The 24431-nt window shown below is 71.5% G+C and carries 20 protein-coding genes; 16 read left to right on the plus strand and 4 right to left on the minus strand.

Annotated features, from left to right (window positions below; translation table 11 throughout):
• Position 1 precedes the first annotated feature (1 nt).
• Complete coding sequence (locus tag QI633_RS05160; RefSeq protein WP_282428326.1) at positions 2 to 880, plus strand: oxygenase MpaB family protein; 879 nt, start codon at positions 2 to 4, stop codon at positions 878 to 880.
• Positions 881 to 913: 33 nt separating this feature from the next.
• Here the strand turns inward: QI633_RS05160 and QI633_RS05165 are convergent, their stop codons facing one another.
• Together QI633_RS05165 and QI633_RS05170 are read right to left on the minus strand one after the other, a co-directional pair.
• A complete protein-coding gene (locus QI633_RS05165; RefSeq protein ID WP_141800115.1) occupies positions 914 to 2089 on the minus strand; it encodes a class I SAM-dependent methyltransferase in 1176 nt (391 codons plus the stop codon).
• Positions 2090 to 2101: 12 nt separating this feature from the next.
• A complete protein-coding gene (locus QI633_RS05170; RefSeq protein WP_141800114.1) occupies positions 2102 to 4267 on the minus strand; it encodes an MMPL family transporter in 2166 nt (721 codons plus the stop codon).
• A gap of 199 nt (positions 4268 to 4466) precedes the next feature.
• Between QI633_RS05170 and groES the strand changes: the two genes are divergently transcribed.
• The 5 genes from groES to QI633_RS05195 all read left to right on the plus strand — a co-directional run bounded on the left by groES (position 4467) and on the right by QI633_RS05195 (position 10171).
• On the plus strand, positions 4467 to 4760 hold the full coding sequence (groES, locus tag QI633_RS05175; RefSeq protein ID WP_141801214.1) for a co-chaperone GroES: 294 nt from the start codon (positions 4467 to 4469) through the stop codon (positions 4758 to 4760).
• 81 nt (positions 4761 to 4841) lie between these two features.
• Positions 4842 to 6467: a chaperonin GroEL gene (gene groL / locus QI633_RS05180; protein WP_141800113.1), complete on the plus strand. Its 1626-nt coding sequence runs from the start codon at positions 4842 to 4844 to the stop codon at positions 6465 to 6467.
• Between the two features lie 363 nt (positions 6468 to 6830).
• Positions 6831 to 7691: a GNAT family N-acetyltransferase gene (locus QI633_RS05185; RefSeq protein WP_141800112.1), complete on the plus strand. Its 861-nt coding sequence runs from the start codon at positions 6831 to 6833 to the stop codon at positions 7689 to 7691.
• A gap of 84 nt (positions 7692 to 7775) precedes the next feature.
• Positions 7776 to 9167, plus strand: coding sequence for a cytochrome ubiquinol oxidase subunit I (locus QI633_RS05190; RefSeq protein WP_282428327.1), 1392 nt, complete (start codon positions 7776 to 7778; stop codon positions 9165 to 9167).
• Complete coding sequence (locus QI633_RS05195; RefSeq protein WP_282428328.1) at positions 9164 to 10171, plus strand: cytochrome d ubiquinol oxidase subunit II; 1008 nt, start codon at positions 9164 to 9166, stop codon at positions 10169 to 10171. Before QI633_RS05190 ends, QI633_RS05195 begins: the two co-directional genes overlap by 4 nt.
• Here QI633_RS05195 and zwf read toward each other — a convergent pair.
• Positions 10165 to 11619 carry a glucose-6-phosphate dehydrogenase gene (gene zwf, locus QI633_RS05200; RefSeq protein WP_141800110.1) on the minus strand — a complete coding sequence of 485 codons (1455 nt, stop codon included), beginning with the start codon at positions 11617 to 11619 and terminating at the stop codon, positions 10165 to 10167. The two genes, QI633_RS05195 and zwf, sit on opposite strands and share 7 nt — an antisense overlap.
• Positions 11620 to 11661: 42 nt before the next feature.
• On the opposite strand from zwf, the gene guaB reads away from it, so the two are divergent.
• The 5 genes from guaB (at position 11662) to QI633_RS05225 (ending at position 16250) form a co-directional block, all read left to right on the plus strand.
• The gene (guaB, locus tag QI633_RS05205) at positions 11662 to 13191 is read left to right on the plus strand and encodes an IMP dehydrogenase (protein ID WP_141800109.1); all 1530 of its coding nucleotides are present in this window, start codon (positions 11662 to 11664) and stop codon (positions 13189 to 13191) included.
• A gap of 187 nt (positions 13192 to 13378) precedes the next feature.
• Positions 13379 to 13753, plus strand: a complete 375-nt coding sequence (locus QI633_RS05210; protein ID WP_141800108.1) for a hypothetical protein — start codon at positions 13379 to 13381, stop codon at positions 13751 to 13753.
• A 115-nt stretch (positions 13754 to 13868) separates the two neighbouring features.
• Entirely contained in the window at positions 13869 to 14372 is a 504-nt protein-coding gene (locus tag QI633_RS05215; protein ID WP_141800107.1) for a GNAT family N-acetyltransferase, read from the plus strand.
• Between the two features lie 25 nt (positions 14373 to 14397).
• Positions 14398 to 15504, plus strand: coding sequence for a GuaB3 family IMP dehydrogenase-related protein (locus tag QI633_RS05220; RefSeq protein WP_141800106.1), 1107 nt, complete (start codon positions 14398 to 14400; stop codon positions 15502 to 15504).
• Entirely contained in the window at positions 15504 to 16250 is a 747-nt protein-coding gene (locus QI633_RS05225; protein ID WP_282428329.1) for a carbon-nitrogen hydrolase family protein, read from the plus strand. Before QI633_RS05220 ends, QI633_RS05225 begins: the two co-directional genes overlap by 1 nt.
• Here QI633_RS05225 and QI633_RS05230 read toward each other — a convergent pair.
• Entirely contained in the window at positions 16216 to 16794 is a 579-nt protein-coding gene (locus tag QI633_RS05230) for a TetR-like C-terminal domain-containing protein (protein WP_282428330.1), read from the minus strand. The genes QI633_RS05225 and QI633_RS05230 overlap by 35 nt on opposite strands.
• A 100-nt stretch (positions 16795 to 16894) precedes the next feature.
• Here QI633_RS05230 and QI633_RS05235 point away from each other — a divergent pair, with 100 nt between their 5' ends.
• From QI633_RS05235 to QI633_RS05255, 5 genes are all read left to right on the plus strand, one after another.
• Positions 16895 to 18049: a phosphotransferase family protein gene (locus QI633_RS05235; RefSeq protein ID WP_282428331.1), complete on the plus strand. Its 1155-nt coding sequence runs from the start codon at positions 16895 to 16897 to the stop codon at positions 18047 to 18049.
• Positions 18046 to 19203: a hypothetical protein gene (locus tag QI633_RS05240; protein WP_141800103.1), complete on the plus strand. Its 1158-nt coding sequence runs from the start codon at positions 18046 to 18048 to the stop codon at positions 19201 to 19203. The genes QI633_RS05235 and QI633_RS05240 overlap by 4 nt, the downstream gene beginning before the upstream one ends.
• A 72-nt stretch (positions 19204 to 19275) precedes the next feature.
• Positions 19276 to 20730: an aldehyde dehydrogenase gene (locus tag QI633_RS05245; protein ID WP_141800102.1), complete on the plus strand. Its 1455-nt coding sequence runs from the start codon at positions 19276 to 19278 to the stop codon at positions 20728 to 20730.
• Positions 20731 to 20956: 226 nt separating this feature from the next.
• A complete protein-coding gene (locus tag QI633_RS05250; protein ID WP_141800101.1) occupies positions 20957 to 22588 on the plus strand; it encodes a succinic semialdehyde dehydrogenase in 1632 nt (543 codons plus the stop codon).
• Positions 22585 to 24300 carry a GMC family oxidoreductase gene (locus QI633_RS05255; protein WP_141800100.1) on the plus strand — a complete coding sequence of 572 codons (1716 nt, stop codon included), beginning with the start codon at positions 22585 to 22587 and terminating at the stop codon, positions 24298 to 24300. The genes QI633_RS05250 and QI633_RS05255 overlap by 4 nt, the downstream gene beginning before the upstream one ends.
• The last annotated feature ends 131 nt before the right edge of the window (positions 24301 to 24431 follow it).

The raw sequence follows: 24431 nt of genomic DNA on the forward strand, positions 1-24431 counted from the left end.
CGTGGCACCGGAGGCGGGCTACTTCCCCGAAGGGTCGATGCTCCGCCACGTCCAGTCCCACCGCGCGGTCGGGCAGACCTACGGCCAGCGGGCGCTCATCATCGGCGCCACCCACCCCGTGCCGTACGTCGGCACCTCCCAGGCCACCCTCGCCAAGGAACGCCCGTTCGAGCGGCTCGCCCGTACCGCGCTCGCGTTCGAGACCGTGTTCTTCGCGCCCCGCACCGAGGCCGACCGGCTGCTGGCCGCGGTGCACGGACTGCACCAGCGGGTGCGCGGCGAGCTGGACCGCGACGAGGGGTCGTTCGGCCGAGGGACGCCGTACGACGCCTTCGACCCGGAGCTGATGCTGTGGACGATGGCGATGCTCGCGGACTCCTCGCGGGTCGCCTTCGAGACCCTTGTGCGGCCGCTGACGGCGGGCGAGAAGGACGACCTGTGGGCCGACTGGGTCCGCTTCGGCGAGCTGTTCGGGATGCCCCGGTCAGTGGCGCCGCCCGGCGCGGCGGCCTTCGAGCAGTGGATGCGCGACTGGTACGCCTCCGGTCGGATGCACCTGACCGCCGAGGCCCGCGTGGTCGGCCTCGCCATCGCCCGTGACATGCCGGTGCCGTGGCCGATGACGCCTGGCATCAAGACCACCAACCTCGTCGTGCAGGGGATGCTGCCGCCGGCGGTCCGCGACCTCTACGGCCTGCGCTGGTCGCCCGCGCACGCGCTGGCCTGGCGCGCTGTCACCGCGGGGGTGCGGGGCTCGCGGCACGTCGTACCGGACCGGGTGCGGCTCGGTGACAACAGCGACCTGCACCGGCTGGTGATCCGCAGCGAGCGGGCGGCCGCCGCCCGGGGCCGGCGCACCATGGACCTGCCGGCCGTCTGAAGCTGGCTCAGCCTGTATTCGGTGAATGCAGGCTCAGAAGGGCTCGACGAGCAGCGCCGTGCCCTCGCCGGAGACCCGGGTCAGCACGATCGTCGCCTCGGCGTCGCCGCTCAGTGCCAGCCGCTTGCGCAGTGCCTCAGGAGACACATCGACGCCGCGCTTCTTGATGGTCAGCCGGCCGATGCCGCGCTCACGCAGCGCCGCCTTGAGCTGCTTCTCCCGGTAGGGGAGCGTCTCGAGGACCCGGTAGCTGCGGGCGAAGGGCGTGCGGAACGGTTCATCTGCCGTGACGTAGGCGATCCTCGGGTCGACCAGGCCGCCGTCGACCCCGGCCGCCACGGCCGTGACCAGGCCGGCCCGGATCACCGCACCGTCGGGCTCGTAGAGGTACCCACCGACCGCGCGCACGCCGACGGCACCCGGGCCGGGGTCCTCCTCGTCGGTGATCGTGGCCAGGCCGCCCGCGCCGATCACGGTCGCGCGGCGGGCGACGGTGGCGGTCCGCCCGGCCCACAGCGCGGCCTCCTTGACCTCGCCGTCGTCGCTGACCCACTCGGCCTCGACGCCGGCGGGCACCAGCGTGTGCGGGATGCCGGGCGCGACCTTGACGCAGGCGTCGCGGCGCAGCAGCCCCTCCACCCACGTCCACGGCGGGGTCCAGTCCTCGACCCGGAAGCTGCGCCCGGCCCCCGAGCGGCGGGCCGGGTCGGCGAAGGCGAGGTCGAACCCGCTGTGGTCGACGGTCGTGGCGTCGGCGACCTGGACCGCACCGGGTAGGCCGAGCGCGGCCAGGTTGGCCTCCGCGACGGCCACCCGGACCGGGTCCAGGTCGACGCCGGCGCACACGATGCCCGCGGAGGCGGCCGCGACCAGGTCGCCGCCGATCCCGCAGCCGAGATCGACCAGGGTCTGCGCCCCGAACGCCGACGCCCGTCCGGCCCGGTGCCGCGCCACCCGCAGCCGGGTCGCCTGCTCCAGGGCGTCGGGCGTGAAGTACATCCGCGCTGCCAGGTCACCGAACTTCGCGACCGCACGGGCCCGCAGCTCCACCTGGGTCAGTGCTGTCGCGGCCCGCTCCGGCGTCGTCGTACGACGCAGCGCGGAGCCCGCCGCCAGCGGGGCGGCACCGTCCGCGACCAGGGCGGTGGCCTCGGCGAGCAGCGCCTGCCCCTCGTCGGTCAGCAGCCACCGGAAGTCGTCGAGGTCCACCCCCCGATCCTGTCAGGTCGTGGGCGCGAGCTCCGGCTCCGGCTCGTCGTCGGCGTCCTTGGCGGGCTTCTCGTCGCCGTGACCGGGCCACCAGGCCGCGTGGCCGAGCAGCGAGGTCAGTGCCGGCGTGAAGAACATGGACATCACGAACGACACGATCAAGATGCCGACCGCGAGCGCGAAGCCCATCGACACGATCAGCGTGTTGCCGCCGAGCATGAGCGAGGCGAAGGTGCCCGCCAGGATGACGCCCGCAGCCGCGATCGTGGGTCCGGCGTGGGTGACCGCCTGGCGTGCGGCGTCGTGCGGGTCGCGTCCCTCGCGCGCCTCCTCGCGGAGCCGGGCGATCATCAAGATGTTGTAGTCCGTGCCGAGGGCGGTGACGAACAGGTAGATGTAGATCGGCAGCATGAAGATCAGCCCGGACTCGCCGCCGATGTGCTGGAACGCGATCACCGTCAGGCCCAGGGTCGCGGCGAAGCCCAGGCCCACCGCGGCCATCAGGAACCACGGGGCGACCAGGCTGCGCAGCAGCAGGGCGAGGATCAGCATGATGATCACGGCCGCGACCGGGAAGACCACCTTGTAGTCGCGGGCCATCGCCGCGGACATGTCGGCGAAGATGCCGGGCGTGCCGCCGACGTACGCCTCGGTGCCGTCCGGGGCGGCCTCGTGGGCCGTGTCGCGGATCGGTCCGGCGACGTTGTCCTGCGCGGCGTCGGAGACCGGGTCGTCGGACAGGGTCAGGTAGAACTGGTACGCGGTCCCGTCCTTCGAGGGCAGCGGACCGGCCACCGCGTCGACGCCCTTGGCCTTGCCCAGCGCGTCCCCGAAGGCGGTGAGCTGGTCGGGCGTGACGTCGGCGCCGTCGGCGTCCACCAGCACCGGGACAGGCTCGGCCGCGCCGGCTGAGAAGTGCTCGGTGAAGGTGGTCATCGCCTCGGTGGACTCGACCCCCTTGGGCAGGCTGGAGTTGAAGTCGAAGGACGGGTTGAAGCTGAGCGCGAAGATCGCCAGCACCGTCATCGCGCCGCCCGACACGAGCGCGGTCAGGCCGGGACGACGCCCGACGGCGTTGCCGAGCTTGATGAAGGTGCCGTGCTTGGGCTCCTTCTGCCACGCCTTCGACGGCCAGAACAGGGCCTTGCCGAGCAGAGACACGACGGCCGGCACCAGGGTCAGCGCGGCGAGCAGGGTGACGAACACGGCGATCGCCAGGGCCGGGCCGATCGCCCGGAAGATGCTGAGCGAGCTGAGGATGAGCGCCATGAAGGCCACGATCACCGCGCCACCGGCCGAGGCGATCGCCTCACCGGCACGGTCGAGGCTGTAGATGACCGAGTCCTTGACGGCCGCTCCGGTGCGCAGGCGCTCGCGGTGCCGGAACAGGAAGAACAGGATGTAGTCGGTGCCGACGCCGTACAGGACGACGACCAGGATCTGCTGGACCGATGCGTCGGCCTTGAGGTCGAAGACGTCGTTGGCCCAGGCGATGGCGCCGGTGGCGATCGAGGAGACCAGGCCGACCACGACGATGGGCAGCAGGCAGATCAGCACGCTGCGGAAGATCAGGGCGAGCAGCCCGATGATGAGGACGACGGTCGCGACGGCGACGATGAGCAGGGTGTCGGCGCTGGACTCCTGGGAGTCGAGACCCTGGGGCACCGCGCCGGTCGCGCGGATCTCGAGGTCGGTGCCGGCGACGAGCTTCTTGATGTCCTTGCGCAGCAGCTTGGCGTCGTCCATGGCCTGGGTGTCGTAGCCGGTGGCTCCGTCGGCGAGGGGGATCACCGCGAACATCACGGTGCCGTCCTCGGAGAGGTTCGGCTTGCCCGACTCGTCCTGCCCGATGACGACCTGCTGGAAGGTCTTCTTGCCCAGCTCCGGCGCGAGCTTCTCGCCGAGGGCGGTGACCTCGTTCGCGTCGTCGCCGGTGAGCTTGCCGCCGTCCTTGCGCTCGATCACCAGGATCGCGCCTGGCGAGAAGGAGTCGGAGAACTTGGCGTCCTGGATCTTGAGGGCCTGGATCGACTCGTAGTGGTCGGGCAGGAACTCGGAGTTGTCCTGGGTCGACTCGAGGGCGGGAGCCGCGGCACCCACGATCACGGCGATGAGCACCCAGGCGGCGATGACGTACCAACGGAAACGGGTCACGAAGCGACCGAGCGCAGCGAACATGGCGGAAACGCTATCGGCGTGCAGGGGGCCCGGGTCAACCGACTTTGGTAGGTCGTCACCAGCAGCCGCCCCAGGGTGCCTCTGGCACTCACTTGCGGAGAGTGCTAGTTTCGTTTCTGGCACTCTCACCGCGAGTGTGCCAGCGCAGGTCTCCTGCACGACACACCCCAGACAGTCTCAGAAAGTGGAGGTCGACATCGTGTCGGTCAACATCAAGCCGCTCGAGGACCGGATCGTCGTCAAGCCTCTCGAGGCCGAGCAGACCACCGCCTCGGGCCTGGTCATCCCCGACACCGCCAAGGAGAAGCCCCAGGAGGGCGAGGTCCTGGCCATCGGCCCCGGCCGCATCGACGACAACGGCAACCGCGTCCCGCTCGACGTGGCCGTGGGTGACAAGGTCATCTACAGCAAGTACGGCGGCACCGAGGTCAAGTACGCCGGCGCCGAGTACCTCATCCTCTCGGCCCGCGACGTCCTCGCGGTCATCGCCTGAGCTGAGTCTCGTATCGCCCGGGACGTCCGCATCCGTGCGTGACGTCCCGGGCGTTCGGCTTTCCATCCAAGGAGTGAAGTAGTGCCCAAGATCCTGGAGTTCGACGAGAACGCCCGCCGCGCCCTCGAGCGCGGCGTCGACGCCCTCGCCAACACCGTCAAGGTGACGCTCGGCCCGAAGGGCCGCTACGTCGTGCTCGACAAGAAGTGGGGTGCGCCGACCATCACCAACGACGGCGTGACCGTCGCGCGTGAGGTCGAGCTGGACGACCCGTTCGAGAACCTCGGTGCCCAGCTCACCAAGGAGGTCGCGACCAAGACCAACGACGTCGCCGGAGACGGTACGACGACCGCCACCGTCCTCGCCCAGGCGCTGGTCCACGAGGGCCTGCGCGCCGTCGCCGCCGGGGTGAACCCGATGGGCCTCAAGCGCGGCATGGACGCCGCGGCCGCCGCCGTGGCCGACGCCCTCAAGGCCGCCGCCCGCGACGTCGACGACGAGAAGGACATCGCCTCCGTGGCGACGGTCTCCTCGCGCGACAGCCACATCGGCGAGCTGCTCGCCGAGGCGTTCGGCAAGGTCGGCAAGGACGGTGTGATCACGGTCGAGGAGTCCAACACCCCCTCGACCGAGCTCGAGTTCACCGAGGGCATGCAGTTCGACAAGGGCTACATCTCGGCGTACTTCGTCACCGACGCGGAGCGCCAGGAGGCCGTCCTCGACGACCCGTACGTCCTCATCCACCAGGGCAAGATCGGCGCGATCGCCGACCTGCTGCCGCTGCTGGAGAAGGTCATCCAGGCCGGCAAGCCGCTCTTCATCCTCGCCGAGGACGTGGAGGGTGAGGCGCTCTCCACCCTGGTCGTCAACAAGATCCGCGGCACCTTCAACGCCGTCGCGGTGAAGGCCCCGGCGTTCGGCGACCGCCGCAAGGCGATGCTGCAGGACATTGCCGTCCTCACCGGCGGCCAGGTCATCTCGCCCGAGGTCGGCCTCAAGCTCGACCAGGTCGGCCTCGACGTGCTGGGCCAGGCGCGGCGCATCGTGATCACCAAGGACAACACCACGATCATCGACGGCGCCGGCTCGGTCACCGAGGTGGCGGGTCGCGTCGAGCAGATCAAGAAGGAGATCGAGGCGTCCGACTCCGACTGGGACACCGAGAAGCTCCAGGAGCGGCTGGCCAAGCTCTCCGGCGGCGTCGTGGTGATCAAGGTCGGCGCGCACACCGAGGTCGAGCTCAAGGAGAAGAAGCACCGGATCGAGGACGCCGTCTCCGCGACGCGCGCCGCGATCGAGGAGGGCATCGTCTCGGGCGGTGGCTCGGCGCTCGTCCACGCGGTGTCGGTCCTCGACGGTGACCTCGGCCTGACCGGCGACGAGGCCTTCGGCGTGCGGATCGTGCGCAAGGCCGCCGACGAGCCGCTGCGCTGGATCGCCGAGAACGGTGGCGAGAACGGCTACGTGATCACCAACAAGGTCCGCGAGCTCGGCGTCGGCAACGGCTACAACGCCGCCACCGGCGAGTACGGCGACCTCGTGGCCCAGGGTGTCATCGACCCGGTCAAGGTGACCCGCTCGGCCCTGGCCAACGCGGTCTCCGTCGCGGGCATGCTGCTGACGACCGAGGTGCTGGTCGTCGACAAGCCCGAGGAGGAGGAGCCCGAGGCGGCCGGTCACGGCCACGGGCACGGCCACGGCCACTGAGTCCTCGCTCGAACGCTTCGGCCCGCCGCACCCCGGGTGCGGCGGGCCGCTGCATTCCTGGCACCTCGGCGGCTCCTGCTGGACGCCGACCCGGCACAAACGTGCGCGCAGATCGCGCCGACCCGGCGCCAAGGTGCACGCAGATCACGCCGACCCGGCACAAAGGTGCGTCGAGATCGCGCCGACCCGGCGCGAAGTGTCCGCCGGCGTTGCCACTTTCTGCCGGGTCGACGTGATCCGGAGGCCACTTTCTGCCGGGTCGGCGATGCTTGCAGGACAGTTCGGGCCGGGTGGGTGGACAGGGGTCGGTGCCCGAAACATTGGTGATCGCCCAAGGACACGAATGTCTGGCATGGTGAGGACATGTTGTGGCGCGTGCGAGCCGGACTGCCCGACCGGCCCGGGTCCCTTGCGGAGCTGGCGGCGGCCTGCGGCCGGGCCGGGGTCAACATCCAGACCGTGCAGGTCTTCCCCGAGGGCACCTCGGTCACCGACGAGCTGGTCCTGCAGGTGCCGCAGGACTGGACGGCCGAGCAGCTCCACGAGCTGGTGACCGCGGCCGGCGGCGAGGCGGTGAGCGCCGTACCCGTGACGACGGCGGCGCTCGAGGACCAGCCGACCCGCTACGTCCAGGCCGTGCGGGCGATCATCGCGCAGCCGGCGACCTTCCCCGAGGTGGCGGCGCACCTGTTCGACGCCGACGTCGCGCCCAGCGACGGGTCGGAGGACGTGCTGGAGATGACGATCGGCGCCACGACCACGATCCAGGTACGCCGGGACACGCCCTTCACCGCCATCGAGCGGGACCGGGCCTCGGCGCTGGCCGAGCTTGTGGGGGAGGTGCTCGCCGCTCAGGTCGCGCCCGCCCCGCACCAGCCGGCAGCCGGGGACCCCGACTTCGTCACGAACGGGGCCGTGGTCTCCGCGCTGGCGGGCGGCAAGGTGACCGGCCGCGCCGAGTTCACGCCGACCGAGGACGACGAGCCGTGGCCGGTGGACCTGTGGGTCGACCCGGCCTGGCACCGCCGCGGTGTCGGCACCCGGCTGCTCGCCGACGTCGCCCGGGCCGCGCGCTCGGCGGGCGCGGAGGAGATCGTGCTCACCGCCCCGTCGGACACCAAGGCGGTGCTCCCGATGGTGCTCGCCGCGGGCATGCGCGGTCGCATCCGGATGGCGGGGGACTCGCTCACCGTGCGGATCGCGCTCGCCGACCTGCGCCGCTGAGCCGACCGTCCGACCATGCCCGTGTGGCGGACATGACACCTTCCGAGACTTTGTGAACGCATTCACAAACAGTACGGTCGAGGAGTGCTGACCCCCGACGTCGTCACCGCCCTCACCCGCCTCGCCACCGAGGTGGAACCCCCCGGCCTGTTGCCCGCCCGCGAGCAGATGGCGCTCTCGCTGGGCTGGCACATCGTGCTCGCGTGCTTCGGCGTCGCGTTCCCCGCGATGATCTTCGTGATGCACCTGCGAGGCATCCGGCACAGCGACCCGGTCGCGCTCGGCCTGGCCAAGCGCTGGGCCAAGGTGTCCGCCGTCCTCTTCGCGATCGGCGCCGTCTCCGGCACGGTGCTCAGCTTCGAGATGGGCCTGCTGTGGCCCGGCCTGATGGGGACGTACGGCGACGTGCTCGGCCTGCCGTTCGCGTTCGAGGGCCTGGCGTTCTTCCTCGAGGCGATCTTTCTCGGCATCTACCTCTACGGCTGGGGACGGATGCCCGCCAAGAGGCACGTCCTGATGGTCCTGCCGATGGCGGTCACCGGCATCATCGGCGCCTACTGCGTGCTCGCGGTCAACGCCTGGATGAACGTGCCGACCGGCTTCCGGATCGTCGACGGCCAGGTCACCGACGTCGAGCCGTGGAAGGTGCTGTTCAACCAGCACGCCTTCCTCCAGTTCGCCCACATGTGGGTCGGCGCCTACATGCTGACCGGGTTCACCGTCGCCGGCGTGTACGCCGTCGGCATGCTCCGCGGTCGCCGCGACGCCCACCACCGGCTGGGCTTCCTGGTCCCGTTCGTGTTCGCGTCGATCGCCGCGGTGACCCAGCCGTTCGTCGGCCACGTGCTCGGCTTCGGCCTCGACGAGCGCCAGCCCGCCAAGCTGGCAGCGTTCGAGCTGGCCGAGACCACGGAGAGTCCCTCGCCACTGCGACTCGGGGGAGTGCTGGTCGACGGCGAGGTGAAGTGGTCGATCGACATCCCGCGTCTCGGCTCCCTGATCGCGATGAACTCGCCCGACAAGCCGGTCCCCGGGCTCGACACGATCCCCGAGGAGGACCACCCGCCGGTCAACATGACCCACCTGGCCTTCCAGACGATGGTCGGCATCGGCACCCTTCTCGCGGCGGCCGTCGTGCTCTTCTGGTTCCAGCGCCGACGTGGTCGCGACCTGCTCGAGAAGCGCTGGTTCCTCCGCTTCGCCGCCGCGGCCGGCCCGCTCGCGGTCGTCGCGCTCGAGGCCGGCTGGATCGCCACCGAGGTCGGCCGCCAGCCCTGGATCGTGTACGACGTCATGCGCACCACCGACGCCGTCGGCGACTACACCGCCAGCCTGTGGTGGCTGCTCGGCATCAGCACCGTCGTCTACACGGCCATGACGGTCGGCGCGGTCGTCGTACTGCGCTCGATGGCCCGGCGCTGGCGCGCCGGCGACGCCGACCTGCCCAGTCCGTACGCCCCGGAGGTCTCGTCGTGACGCTCGAGCTCGCGGTCGCGGCCGCCCTCTTCGTCGGAGTCATCGCGTACGCCGTGCTCGGCGGCGCCGACTTCGGGTCCGGATTCTTCGACCTGACGGCCGGCAGCAGCAGGCGGGGTGCGGAGCTGCGCACCCTCGTCGACCACAGCATCGGTCCGGTGTGGGAGGCCAACCACGTGTGGCTGATCTACGTCCTGGTGATCTGGTGGACCGGCTTCCCCGCGTCCTTCGCGGCCGCGATGTCGACGCTGGTGCTGCCGCTGCTGCTGGCCCTGCTCGGCATCGTGCTGCGCGGCGCGAGCTTCGCGTTCCGCAAGTACGCCGCCACCCTGGCTCAGGCCCGCCTGTTCGGGATCGTGTTCGCGACCTCCTCGATCATCACGCCGTTCTTCCTCGGCACCGTCGCCGGCGGCATCGCCTCGGGCCGGGTGCCGCTCGACGGCACGGGCGACCGGTGGTCGTCCTGGGTCAACCCGACCTCACTGTTCGGCGGCGTGATCGCCGTCGGCACCTGCGCCTTCCTCGCCGGGACCTTCCTGGTCGCCGACGCCCGCCGCAGCGGCCAGGACCGGCTCGCCGACGAGCTGCGCCTGCGCGCTCTCGGTGTCGGCGCGGCCACCGGCGCGATCATCTTCGCCGCCCTCGTCCCGCTCGACCACGACGCCCCGACTCTCGCGGCCGGGCTCGAGGGCCGGGCCGCGCCCCTCGTCGTCCTCGCCGGCCTCGCGGGGGTGGCGACCATGGCGCTGCTCTGGACCCGGCGGTACGCCGTCGCGCGGATCACCGCCGTCCTCGCCGTCGCCGCCGTGGTGTCGGGGTGGGGCGTGGGTCAGTACCCGTGGCTGCTCGTCGACGAGGTCACCATCGCCGACGCGGCGGGTGCCACCGCGACCCTGCAGGGGCTGCTCGTCGCGGTCGGGCTGGCGGTGGTGGTCGTCGTACCGCCGCTGGCCTATCTGTTCAAGCTGACCCAGTCCGAGGAGTGGTCCCGACCGGATCACTGACCGTTCGGGGCGGCAGGGTGGTTGCCGAGCCGCCACCGACCCAGCGGCAGGTCGAGCGCCGAGGCCGGCCCCCACGTGCCGGGCGCGTAGGGCTCGACGGGCGGACGGCGGTCGAGCACCGGCTGGAAGATCTCCCACAGCCGGTCGACCTCCTCGGAGCTGATGAACAACGTCTGGTCGCCGCGCATCACGTCGAGCAGCAGCCGCTCGTAGGCCTCGAGCGGGTCCGCGCCGGGGACGTCACCCACCAGGTCGAGCCGGAACACGCCCTCCACGAGGGCCATGTCGGGACCGGGGCGCTTGGCGCGCACGTCGATCGCGACCCGCGGCTGGTCGGCGAGCTCGATGACCAGCTCGTTGGGCTCGGGGATGCCGCCGTCCTCGGGCTTGAGCCAGCGGTGGCGGGGGTCGCGGAAGCGGACCGTGATCGTGCGGCTGCCCTCGGCCATCGCCTTGCCGGTGCGCAGGTAGAACGGGACGTCGCGCCAGCGGTCGTTGTCGATCCAGACCTCGGCGGCCACGAAGGTCTCGACCTGCGAGTCGGCGGCCACGTCGGGCTCGTCGCGGTAGCCGTCGTACTGGCCGAAGACGACGCGCTCGGGGTCGAGCGGACGGACCGCGGAGAAGGTCGCGGCCTTCGCGGCGCGGATGGCGGAGGCCCGGAACGCGTGCGGGTCCTCGAGCGCGACGAAGCCGAGCAGCTGGGCGAGGTGGGTGGTCACCATGTCGCGCAGGCAGCCGGTCCCCTCGTAGAAGCTGCCGCGGCCCTCGACCGTGAGCTTCTCGGGGACGTCGATCTGCACCGACTCGATGGAGTGCCTGTTCCACGCCGGCTCGAACAGGCCGTTGGCGAAGCGCAGCGCGAGGATGTTCTGCACCGCCTCCTTGCCGAGGAAGTGGTCGATCCGGAACACCTGGTCGCCGGCGAACGCCGAGGACAGCACGGCCTGCAGGTCGCGGGCGGTCGCGAGGTCGGTGCCGAACGGCTTCTCGGTGACCAGCCGCGAGCGGGCGACGAGGTCCTCGCGGTCGAGCATGCCGACCATGCCCTTGACCGCTCCGGGCGGGACGGAGAGGTAGAGGAGGCGCCGTACGTCGCCCAGCAGGCAGCCGCAGGTCGCCAGGATCCGGTCCTCGGCCTCCTCGACGGCCCGGGCGAGCGCCGTACCGTCGTCGGCGGAGGACGCGACGAACCGGGTCCGCGCGAGCAGCGGGCCGGCCACGGACTCGTCGACGTCGCCGACGAACTCGGCGAGCGCGTCGCGCACGTGGCGGCGGAACTCGTCGTCGCCGCCGGGGGAGTGCCGGCCGCTGCCGATGACCTCGAAGTGGTCGGGCAGGCGGCCTGCGACGGCCAGCCGGTAGAGGCCGGGGAAGAGCTTGCGGGCGGCCAGGTCGCCGGTCGCGCCGAAGAGGACGAGGACGTGCGGGGAGAGGTCGGAAACCACGCTCCCACCCTCTCGGACCCGTCAAGGGCCGCGCACTGCGTGATGGGGCTCACGCCCTACACTGGTCCAGTGGAGGTCCCCGACAAGTTCGCTGCGCTCGGTCTCACCTACGACGACGTCCTGCTGCTGCCCGGTCATTCCGACCTCGCGCCGGACGACATCGACACCACCTCGCGGCTGACCCGCGAGATCTCGCTCAAGTCGCCGCTGATCAGCGCCGCGATGGACACCGTGACCGAGTCGCGGATGGCGATCGCGATGGCCCGCCAGGGCGGCATCGGCATCCTCCACCGCAATCTCTCCGCCGAGGAGCAGGCCTACCAGGTCGACCTCGTCAAGCGGACCCAGACCGGCATCATCTCCAACCCGGTCACCATCGGCCCCGACGCGACGCTCGAGGAGCTCGACAGGATCTGCGGCGAGTACCGCGTCTCCGGCCTCCCCGTCGTCGACGCCGACAACCGGCTGCTCGGCATCTGCACCAACCGCGACCTGCGGTTCACCCCCGTCGCGGAGTGGGCCACCACCAAGGTCGACGAGGTGATGACCCCGATGCCGCTGGTCACCGGTGGCGTCGGCATCTCCCGTGACGACGCGACCGCGCTGCTGCGCAAGCACAAGCGCGAGCGACTCCCGCTCGTCGACGCCGAGGGCCGCCTGGGCGGCCTGATCACCGTCAAGGACTTCGTGAAGTCCGAGCAGTTCCCGCTCGCCTCCAAGGACGGCGACGGCCGGCTCATGGTCGGCGCCGCGATCGGTTACTTCGGCGATGCCTGGGAGCGGGCCACCGGCCTGATCGAGGCCGGGGTCGACGTCCTCGTCGCCGACACCGCCCACGGACACGTCACGCTCCTGCTCGACATGGTCCGCCGGCTCAAGTCCGACCCGGCCACCAAGCACGTCCAGGTCATCGGCGGCAACGTCGCCACCCGCGAGGGCGCCCAGGCGTTCGTCGATGCGGGTGCCGACGCCGTCAAGGTCGGCTTCGGCCCCGGCTCCATCTGCACGACGCGCGTCGTGACCGGCTGCGGCGTCCCCCAGGTCACCGCGGTCTACGAGGCGTCCCTCGCGGCCGGGCCGGCCGGCGTACCCGTCATCGCCGACGGCGGCCTCCAGCAGTCCGGCGACATCGCGAAGGCCATCGTGGCCGGCGCCGAGTCCGTGATGATCGGCTCGATGCTCGCCGGTTGCGAGGAGTCGCCCGGCGAGGTCGTCTTCCACCAGGGCAAGCAGTACAAGGCGTACCGCGGCATGGGCTCGCTCGGAGCCATGTCCTCGCGCGGCAAGAAGTCCTACTCCAAGGACCGCTACTTCCAGGCCGAGGTCACCAGCGACGACAAGATCGTGCCCGAGGGCATCGAGGGGCGGGTCGCCTACAAGGGACCGCTCGCCGGCGTCGCGCACCAGCTCCTCGGCGGCCTGTCCCAGTCGATGTTCTACGTCGGCGCGCAGACAATCCCCGAGCTGCAGGAGAAGGGCCGGTTCATCCGGATCACCTCCGCCTCGCTCAAGGAGAGCCACCCGCACGACATCGAGATGACCGTCGAGGCGCCCAACTACCACCGGTCCTGACCGTGGCGGTCATCGGCGTCCTGGAGGGATCCTCCGCGAGCGTGGTCGGGCGTCACGCCCGCTGTCGGTAACGCCGTCCGGCGCTCGAGCGCCGGACTCGGCCCCGCACGCGACGTGTCGCGCACGGTATGAGGTGCGCCCTCCCGCGGTACCGCACGAGAAGCGGAACTAGGGGGAGGAGTCGACGATGGATGTCAACGAGTGGTTCGGTGCCTGGAACGACCCGGGCTGGATCGCCGTGTACGTGATCGTGGCGCTGCTGGTGATCGGCGCCATCGCGATGGCTGGCGCGCGCAAGAAGCGGAATCGGGACCGGGAGAAGGCCGAGGCGATCCGTCGCGAGGCGCAGCGGCACGAGACCAGGCTGCGCGCGCAGGACGCGGAGGCGCGACAGGTCGAGGCCGAGTCCGAGCAGGCGCGGGCCGAGGCCGACCGGCTCGAGGCCATCGCCGAGGACAAGCGCAACCGTTTCGAGCGCGAGCGCGTCGAGCACGAGCGCCGTCTCAACGAGGCGGAGAAGCTCGACCCGCGCACACAGGGACGACACGAGTCCCGTCGTTGACCGGCGTGCCGTTCGCCGGTCGGCCGTAGTTGAGTCGTGCCAAGGGCTGCCGCAGTACGCGTGAGCGCTACTCGCTTGCACGATCCCAGGGAATGAACCAACTATTGTCGGCCGGGTGAGCGAGCTCGTCCTCCGGCCGTACCAGCCCGCCGACTGGCCGGCGGTGGGGGCGATCATCACCGAGGTGCTGACCGCCGGTGAGACGTACGCCGTCCCGGTGCTCGACGACGCCGAGGCCCGCGACTTCTGGCTGGGCCAGCCCGGTGCGGTCGCGGTTGCCGAGCTCGACGGCGTCGTGGTCGGGACCGCGAAGATGGGCCCGAACCGGCCGGCCCAGGGCAGCCACATCGGCACCGCGTCCTTCATGGTGGCGACCGCGGCGCGCGGTGCCGGCGTGGGCCGGGCGCTCGGGGAGCACGTCGTCGCGTGGCACCGGGAGCAGGGCTTCGCGGGCATCCAGTTCAACGCCGTGGTCACCACCAACACCGCCGCCGTCGCGCTGTGGCGCAGTCTCGGCTTCCAGGTGATCGGCACCGTCCCGGGCGCCTTCCGTCGTCCCGACGGGAGCCTCGCCGGGCTGCACGTCATGTTCCTCGACCTCGCCGGCATGCGGTCCTGAGCGGCGGTCCCGATATCCTCGGCGCGTGAGCGACATCGAGATCGGCCGCGCCAAGCGGGCCCGGACGGCGTACTCCTTCGACGACATCGCGATCGTGCCGTCCCGGCGCACGCGCGACCCCGAGGAGGTCAGCGTCGACTGGCAGATCGACGCGTACCGGTTCTCCCTGCCGATCCTCGCGGCGCCGATGGACTCGGTGATGTCGCCGAAGACCGCGATCGACTTCGGCCGATTCGGCGGTCTCGGCGTGCTCAACCTCGAGGGCCTCTGGACGCGGTACGACGACCCGCAGCCGCTCCTCGACGAGGTCGCCGGGCTGCAGGGGGTCGAGGCCACCCGGCGCCTGCAGGAGATCTACACCGAGCCGATCAAGGCCGAGCTGATCACCGAGCGGCTGCGCGAGGTGCGCGAGGCCGGGGTGACGGTGGCGGGCTCGCTGTCGCCGCAGCGGACCAAGGAGTTCGCCAAGACGGTGACCGACGCGGGCGTCGACCTGTTCGTCATCCGCGGCACGACCGTCTCTGCCGAGCACGTCTCCAGCCAGGCCGAGCCGCTGAACCTCAAGGAGTTCATCTACGAGCTCGACGTGCCGGTCATCGTCGGCGGGTGCGCGACCCACCAGGCCGCGCTGCACCTGATGCGCACCGGCGCGGCCGGTGTGCTGGTCGGCTTCGGCGGCGGTGCCGCCCACACGACCCGCACCGTCCTCGGCATCTCCGTCCCGATGGCCTCGGCCGTCGCCGACGTCGCCGCCGCCCGCCGCGACTACCTCGACGAGTCCGGCGGCCGCTACGTCCACGTCATCGCCGACGGCTCCATCGGTACGTCGGGCGACCTCGCCAAGGCGATCGCCTGCGGCGCCGACGCCGTGATGGTCGGCTCGCCGTTCGCCCGCGCCACCGACGCGCCCGGCCGCGGCTTCCACTGGGGTGCCGAGGCGCACCACGCGGACCTGCCGCGGGGCCAGCGGGTGCAGTTCGACCAGGTCGGCACGATCGAGGAGATCCTGTTCGGGCCCTCCCGCGTCGCCGACGGCACGATGAACCTGGTCGGGGCCCTCAAGCGCTCGATGGCCACCACCGGCTACACCGAGCTCAAGGAGTTCCAGCGGGTCGAGGTCGTCGCCCACTGATGATCGTCGCCGCCGCCCAGGCCGAGGCCCGCGCCGGCGACCTCGTCCACAACATCGCGACGGCCGCCCGTCTCGTCCGTGCGGCGGGCGAGGGCGGTGCCCGCGTGGTGGTGCTCCCCGAGGCCTTCCTCACCGGGTACGACGCCAGCGCGTTCTGCGGCGACGTCCCGACGCCGATCGACCTGGCCGGCCCGCTGCTCGACCCGCTGCGATCGGCCGCGGCGGCCGCCGGCGCCACCGTGGTCGCCTCGACCGCCCTGCGTCGCGACCGCGGCCGCACCCTCGCCTCGGTGGTCGTCGAGCCCGACGGCACCACCACGGCGCCGTACGACAAGCAGCACCTCGACGGCGACGAGCCGACCTGGTTCGTCCGGGGCGAGCATCCGGCGACGATCACCGTGGACGGCGTGGTGCTCGCGCTCTCGATCTGCCGCGACGGCAGCGTCCCGAAGCACGCCGCGATCGCCGCGGCGGCCGGCGCTTCGGCGTACCTCGCCTCGGTCGCGTACTTCCCCGGCGGCGCCCGCCGCCTCGACGTCACCTACGCCGCCCGCGCGCTCGACCACGGGATGCACGTCGTGGTCGCCGGCCTGACCGGCCGCTGCGGCCCGCACACCTTCATCGGTGGGTCCGCCGTCTACGGCCCGGACGCCGAGGCGCTGGCCCGGCTCGGTGACGAGGAGGGCCTCGCGCTCGCCGAGATCAACCGGGTCAGGGGCGCAGGCCACGCACGAGGCTCGCGGTGAGCCGGTCGACCCAGGCGTCGTCGAGCTGGCCGGGAGTGAGCAGGACGCCGGCGATGATCGTCCCGATGACGGTCTGGATCAGGTCGTCGGCCCGTGCGTCGGGATGCGCCTCGCCGGCGGAGATCGCGACCGCGAGCCGCTCGTCGATCGCCCGGAAGGAGCCGGCGAAGCGCTCCAGCATGGCCGCGTGCAGGTCGGGCCAGGTGGTGATCTCGGCCAGCAGGGCGGGCAGGGCGGCGGCACCGACGGGGGAGCACAGGGCGTCGCGGGCGCCGCGCACGATGCCGGCGACGTCCTCCTCCAGTGTCCCGCCCAGGTGCATGTCGAGCGCGAGCTCGCTGGGGAAGGCGGCCTCGTGGACGAGGTGGGGAAGGGCGGTCCAGCGGCGGTAGAGGGCCGCCTTGGTCGTACCGGCCCGGGCGGCCACGGCCGCGCCGGTCACGGCGGCGTACCCGCCCTCGGCGAGCAGGGCGCGGACCGCGGCCAGCGCGGCCTGCTCGATCCGCGGGTCCCGCGGCCGGCCGGTCGCGCGGGCTGCGGACATTTCCGTCCCCATGACCTCTTCCCCTCTTTCGATACCGAGGGTACCGTAACGCTCGTCGTGACATAGAACACGTTCTAGTAGCGTGGAGCCAGGAGGTGCCGTGAGCGAGTCGTTGCCCGCAGAGATGGCCGAGATGACCCTGCAGCGGTCGAGCCGCGACCAGGGCGCGGTCCACGACCGCCTCGAGGAGTGGCTCACCGGCGTGCTGCCCGACGGCGCCGACCCCGAGGTGACCCTCCACGACGGCGTGCAGACCAACGGCATGTCGAGCGAGACGGTGCTGCTCGCGATCACCACCACCGAGGGCGGCGCCCGGGTCACCCGCGAGTACGTCGCCCGGGTGGCCCCGGCGGCGAGTGACCTGCCGGTGTTCGCTGAGTACCGCCTCACCGACCAGTACGACGCCATGCGCCTGGCCGGCGAGCTGGCCGGCGTCCCGGTCCCGACGGTGGGCCTCAACGAGCCGACAGGCGACGTGCTCGGCACGCCGTTCTTCCTGATGGACCGCCTCGACGGCGCGGTGCCGCCCGACGTGCTGCCGTACCCGTTCGGCGACAACTGGCTCTTCGACGCCTCGCCCGAGCAGCAGGAGCGGCTGCAGCGCAGCACCGTCGACGTCCTGGCCAGGCTGCACGGCATCCCCGACGCCGCCACGACCTTCGCTTTCCTCGACCCCGCGGTCACCGGCCACGAGGGTGCGACCCCGCTGGCGCGCAACCTCGCCAAGACCCGGGCCTGGTACGACTACGCGATCACCACGGACGAGGCGAGCCCGCGCTCCCCGCTGATCGAGCGTGGCCTGGCCTGGCTCGAGGCCAACCTCCCTGCCGAGGAGGGCGAGCCGGTGCTGGTCTGGGGCGACTCCCGGATCGGCAACATGATGTACCGCGACTTCGAGCCGGTCGCCGTCCTCGACTGGGAGATGGCCACCCTCGGCCCGCGCGAGATGGACCTCGCCTGGCTGGTCTTCGCCCACCAGGTGTTCCAGGAGATCGCGACCATGCTCGGCCTGCCCGGCATGCCGGACTTCCTGGCGACCGAGGACGTCGTGGCGACGTACCGCGAGCTCACCGGCGTCGAGACCGGCGACCTCACCTGGTATCTGCTGCACGCCGCCGTCAACTGGGGCTGCGTGTTCCTGCGCACCAGTGCGCGCCAGATCCACTTCGGCGAGATCGAGAGGCCCGCGGACCCCGAGTCCGTCTTCCACCACCGCCCGCTCCTCGAGCGGCTCCTCGAGGAGGTCGGTGCATGAGCCTGCATGACGAGTACGTCGGCCTCGGGCCGCTCGACGAGTACCCGATCCACCAGCTCCCGCGCCCCGTCGCCTGGGCCGGCAGCAGCGACCGCAACTTCTACGACCGCTGCTACCTCAACGCCCACGACCGCACCGGCGACCTGTTCCTCATCACCGGCCTCGGCTTCTATCCCAACCTCGGCACCAAGGACGCCTTCGTGCTGCTCCGCCGCGGCGAGGAGCAGACCGCCGTCCACCTCGGCGACGCCGCCGACCCGCGCGGCGCCGACCGGATGGCCCAGCAGGTCGGCAACTACCGCATCGAGGTGATCGAGCCGCTCCACAGGCTGCGCCTGGTGCTCGAGGAGACCGAGGGCATCGCCATGGACCTGACCTGGGAGGGCTCCTTCCCGGTCGTCCAGGAGCTGCCCCACGTGATGCGCCAGGGCAGCGGCACGACGCTCGACGCGCAGCGCTTCGCCCAGGTCGGCACCTGGGAGGGTGTGCTCAGCGTGGACGGCACCGACATCGAGGTCACCCCCGACCGGTGGGTCGGCTCGCGCGACCGCTCGTGGGGCATCCGGCCGGTCGGAGAGGCCGCGCCCGCCGGAAAGCCCGCGGACCCGGCCTTCGAGGGCATGTGGTGGCTCTACGTGCCGATGCGCTTCGATGAGTTCTGCGTCGTCATCATCATCCAGGAGACCCCCGACGGGTTCCGGACGCTCAACGACTGCACCCGGATCTGGAAGGACGGCCGGGTCGAGCAGCTCGGCTGGCCGCGGGTCTCGGTCCGCTACACCTCCGGCACCCGCGTCCCCACCGGCGCCACGATCGTGTGCAGCACGCCCGAGGGCAAGGAGCTCGTGCTGGAGGTCGACTCGTTGCTGCCTGTCCCGATCCACGTCGGTGGTGGGTACGGCGGCGACTCGGACTGGACGCACGGCATGTGGAAGGGCCCCGCGTTCACCGAGCGGCTCACCTATGACATGAACGACCCGGCCGTCGCCGGGCGGGTCATGTTCGGCGTGATCGACCACGTCGGCCGGGCCACCGTGCACGGCCCGGGTGCCGGCGTACCCGACGGCTCCGAGGGTTGGGGCCTCTTCGAGCACGGATCCCTCGGCCGGCACGACCCCAGCGGCTTCGCCGACTGGTTCACCCTCGCCCCCTGACCGACCGGTGGTCGAGGAGGTTGTGCAGCAACCGTCTCGAGACCTCTGGAATCTCCATCGAAAGGCAGCTTCATGACGCTCGACCGCGACGCCCTCTTCATCGGCGGCACCTGGGCCAGGCCCGCCACCGACGCCGTGCTCGAGGTGGTCTCCCCGCACTCCGAGCAGGTCGTCGCTCGGGTCCCCGAGGGCAGCGCCGCCGACATCGACGCGGCGGTGGCCGCGGCCCGCCGGGCCTTCGACGAGGGACCGTGGCCGCGGATGAGCCCGGCCGAGCGGATCGAGGTCGTGCAGAACCTCTCGGGCCTGTACGCCGCGAAGCTGGAGGAGATGGCGACCATCATCTCCACCGAGATGGGCTCGCCGATCTCGTTCAGCTCGCTCGCCCAGGCGCCGGCGCCGTGGATGCAGATCGAGGCCTTCCTCGGCATCGCGCGGGAGTTCCCGTGGGAGGAGCGGCGTCCGGGCGTGCTCGGCGCCGACGTCGTCGTACGGCACGAGCCGGTGGGCGTCGTCGCGGCCATCCCGCCGTGGAACGTCCCGCAGTTCACGATCCTGTCGAAGGTCGTCCCGGCGCTGCTCGCCGGGTGCACCGTCGTCGTGAAGCCCGCCCCGGAGACCCCGCTCGACGCGTACCTGCTCGCCGAGCTGCTCGTCGAGGCCGGCGTCCCGGAAGGCGTCGTCAGCATCGTGGCCGGTGGTCGTGAGGTGGGGGAGCACCTGGTGCGCCACCCCGGCGTCGACAAGGTCGCGTTCACCGGCTCCACCGCCGCCGGCCGCAAGATCGGCGCGATCTGCGGCGAGCAGCTCAAGCGGGTCTCGCTCGAGCTCGGCGGCAAGTCGGCCGCGATCATCCTCGACGACGCCGACGAGGCCGCTGCGATCGAGGGCCTGAAGTTCCTCGGCGTGATGAACTCCGGACAGGCCTGCGTCGCCCAGACCCGGGTCCTGGTCAGCCGCGAGCGGCACGACGCCTTCGCCGCCGCCCTCGCCACCGCGATCGGCGACATGGTGGTCGGCGACCCGCTCGACCCCGCCACCGAGATCGGCCCGATGGTCGCGCGGCGCCAGCAGGAGCGCGTGGCGTCGTACATCCGGATCGGCCAGGAGGAGGGCGCCCAGCTGCTGACCGGCGGCGACGGCCGTCCCGACGGCCTCGACACGGGCTGGTACGTCCGCCCGACCGTCTTCGCCGGCGTCGACAACAAGATGCGGATCGCGCAGGAGGAGATCTTCGGGCCGGTCCTCTCGGTCATCGCCTACGACGACGTGGCCGACGCCGTCCGGATCGCCAACGACTCGGAGTACGGCCTGGCCGGCACCGTGTGGACCGCCGACGAGGAGGCCGGTCTCGAGGTGGCCCGCGGCGTGCGCACCGGCACCTACGGCGTGAACACCTACACGATGGACTTCGCCGCGCCGTTCGGCGGCTTCAAGGCCTCCGGGCTCGGCCGCGAGTTCGGTCCCGAGGGGCTCGGGCAGTACACCGAGGCCAAGTCGGTCTACCTGTCCGCGCCGCCGATGTAGTGCGATATATCGGCGGGAGTTTCACCGGTCAGCCGGTGAAACTCTCGCTTGGACGAGGAAACTTCCTCGTCCAAGCGCCAGTTTCGTCGTTCAGCCCCGCCAGTTTCACCGGTCGGCCGGTGAAACTGGCGCCGGCGCGACCCTTGACAGGGGGCGGGCATGTGTAAAGCGGCACATCTGCTACCGATCAGTAGATTCGGTGACTGCGGTCACCTACCCTCGTCCCATGAGCGAAGCGATTCCCGGCTCCGGCGCGTCCTCCGACGGCCCGGTCGTTGACGGCCCGCACGACCCCGAGCACGACCCGCGGGCGTCGTACGCCCTCGAGCCCGAGCACGTCGCCCGGCTGACCGAGCGGATCCTGTCGACCACCGGTCGGAGCACCCAGGTGTTCTCGCCGATCAACGGCGCCCCGGTCGCCAACATCCCGCAGTCGAGCACCGACGACGTCGCCGAGGCGTTCCGCCGGGCGCGGGTGGCGCAGGCCGCGTGGGCGCGGGTGTCGATCGACGAGCGGGCCCGGATCCTGCACCGGCTGCACGACATCGTGCTCGACCGGCAGGCCGAGATCATGGACCTGATCCAGCTCGAGTCGGGCAAGGCCCGCAAGCACGCCTTCGACGAGCCGCTGCACATCGCGCTCACCGCGCGCTACTACGCCCGCACCGCCCACAAGCACCTCGACACCCAGCGCCGCCCGGGCGTCGTGCCCGTGCTCACGAAGGTCGAGCTCAACCGGGTGCCCAAGGGCGTCGTCGGCATCATCTCGCCGTGGAACTACCCGTTCACCATGGCGCTGTGCGACGGCCTCCCGGCCCTGCTCGCCGGCAACGCCGTGGTGACCAAGCCCGACGCCCAGACCATGCTGTCGGCGCTGCTCGGAGCCCAGCTGCTCGAGGACGCCGGGTTCCCGCGCGACCTGTGGCAGGTCGTGGCCGGGCCCGGCCGTGAGCTCGGTACGCCGATCATCGAGCGCTCCGACTACATCTGCTTCACCGGCTCCACCGCGACCGGCAAGATCATCGCCAAGCAGGCGGCCGAGCGGCTGATCGGCTGCTCGCTCGAGCTCGGTGGCAAGAACCCGATCCTCGTGCTCCGCGACGCCGACGTCGAGCGGGCCGCCGAGGGCGCCGTACGCGCCTGCTTCTCCAACGCCGGCCAGCTGTGCGTGTCCACCGAGCGGATGTTCGTCGCCGACGCCGTCTACGACCGGTTCGTCGAGCGCTTCGTGGCCCGCACCAAGGCGATGAGCCTCGGCGCCACGATGGACTGGGACGCCGACATGGGCACCCTGATCTCGGCCGACCAGCTCGAGACCGTCACCGCCCACGTGGAGGACGCGGTCGCCAAGGGCGCCCGGGTGCTCGCCGGTGGGCGGGCGCGGCCCGACCTGGCGCCGTACTACTTCGAGCCGACCATCCTCGAGGGCGTCACGCCCGAGATGACCTGCTTCGGCAACGAGACCTTCGGCCCGGTCGTGTCGATCTACCGCTTCCACGACGAGGCCGACGCGATCGCCCGGGCCAACGACGGCGAGTACGGCCTCAACGGCTCGGTCTACACCCGCGACACCGCCCGCGGGCGCGCGATCGCGCGCCAGATCAAGTGCGGCACGGTCAACGTCAACGAGGCCTTCGGCGCCACCTTCGCCAGCATCGACGCCCCGATGGGCGGCATGCGCGAGTCCGGCATGGGCCGGCGCCAGGGCAGCGAGGGCATCCACCGCTACACCGAGACCCAGTCGGTCGCCACGCAGCGGCTGATCCGGTTCGGGCCGATGCTCGGCATGTCCGACGAGTCCTACGCGAAGTTCATGACCGCCTCGCTGCGGCTGATGGACAAGCTGGGCCGAGCATGAGCGACTTCGACTACGACGTCCTGGTCATCGGGTCCGGCTTCGGTGGCTCGGTCACGGCGCTCCGGCTCACCGAGAAGGGCTACAAGGTCGGTGTGCTGGAGGCCGGAGCCCGGTTCACCGACGCCGACTTCGCCGACAACTCCTGGGACCTGAAGAAGTACCTCTTCGCGCCCTCCGCCGGTTGCTACGGCATCCAGCGCATCGACATGGTCAAGGACTGCCTGATCCTCGCCGGCGCCGGTGTCGGCGGCGGCTCGCTGGTCTACGCCAACACGCTCTACGAGGCGCTCGACCCGTTCTACACCGACCCGTCGTGGGCGCACATCACCGACTGGAAGGCCGAGCTGGCGCCGTACTACGACCAGGCCAAGCGGATGCTGGGCGTGGTCACCTACCCGCGGATGACCCCCTCGGACGAGGTGATGAAGAAGGTCGCCGACGAGATGGGCGTCGGCGACAGCTTCCACGCCACCCCGGTCGGCGTGTTCTTCGGCGGTCCCGCGCAGTCGGCCGGTGACTCCGTCGAGGACCCGTACTTCGGTGGCGTCGGGCCGCGGCGCAACACGTGCACCGACTGTGGCGAGTGCATGACCGGGTGCCGGCACAACGCCAAGAACACCCTGGTCAAGAACTACCTTTACCTCGCCGAGCAGAACGGCGCCGAGGTGCACCCGCTCACCACGGTCACCCGGGTCCGCCCGCTGGCCGGCGGCGGCTACCGGGTGGACACCCGGTGGTCCAAGGCGAAGCTGTCGCGTCGTACGGCGGTCCGCACGTTCACCGCGGAGCAGGTCGTCTTCTCCGCCGCCGCGCTCGGCACCCAGAAGCTGCTGCACCGGCTCAAGGCGACCGGCGACCTGCCGAACGTCTCCGACCGGCTCGGGCACCTGACCCGCACCAACTCCGAGTCGATCCTCGGCGCCATCGCGCCCGAGGGGGCCGCCGTCGACTACACCGAGGGCGTGGCGATCACCTCGTCGTGGCACCCCGACGAGCACACCCACATCGAGCCGGTGCGCTACGGCAAGGGCAGCAACGCGATGTCGCTGATGCAGACCGTCCTCACCGACGGCGACGGCCCCGAGGCGCGCTGGAAGGTGTGGCTCAAGGAGCTGTGGAAGGAGCGCAAGCGGGTCCGCGACCTCTACGACGTCAAGCACTGGTCGGAGCGGGTCGTCATCGCCCTGGTCATGCAGTCGGTCGACAACTCGATCACCACCTTCCCGAAGCGGGTCGCGGGGAAGTGGGTCCTGTCCTCCAAGCAGGGCCACGGCGAGCCCAACCCGACCTGGATCCCGGCCGCCAACGACGCCGTACGCCGGATGGCGGCCGTGATGGGCGGCGGCACCGCCGGCGGCACCATCGGCGAGCCGTTCAACCGCCCGCTGACCGCCCACTTCATCGGCGGCTGCACCATCGGGGACAGCCCGGCGTCGGGTGTGGTCGACGGCTACCAGCGGATGTACGGCCACCCGGGCCTGCACATCGTGGACGGCTCGACCATCTCGGCCAACCTCGGCGTGAACCCGTCGCTGACCATCACCGCGCAGGCCGAGCGCGCCATGGCGTACTGGCCCAACAAGGGCGAGACCGACACCCGGCCGGCGCTCGGCGAGGCCTACGCCTCGATCGAGCCGGTCGCGCCGCGCGCGCCCGTCGTGCCCGACGACGCGCCAGCGGCCCTGCGACTGCCCATCGTGGGCGTCAGCTGAGGCTGCTGGTACTCCTGTCGCCTCCTGGGGCGCTCGCCGGCCGGTCCGGCGAGCGCCCCAGAAGTTTTCCCAACTTGTTCGGGACCGGCGTAACCCACCCCTCACGGCCTCGTTGATCTGAACGAGCCCGG

It is taken from the genome of Nocardioides sp. QY071 (genome assembly GCF_029961765.1).
GTDB lineage: Bacteria > Actinomycetota > Actinomycetes > Propionibacteriales > Nocardioidaceae > Nocardioides.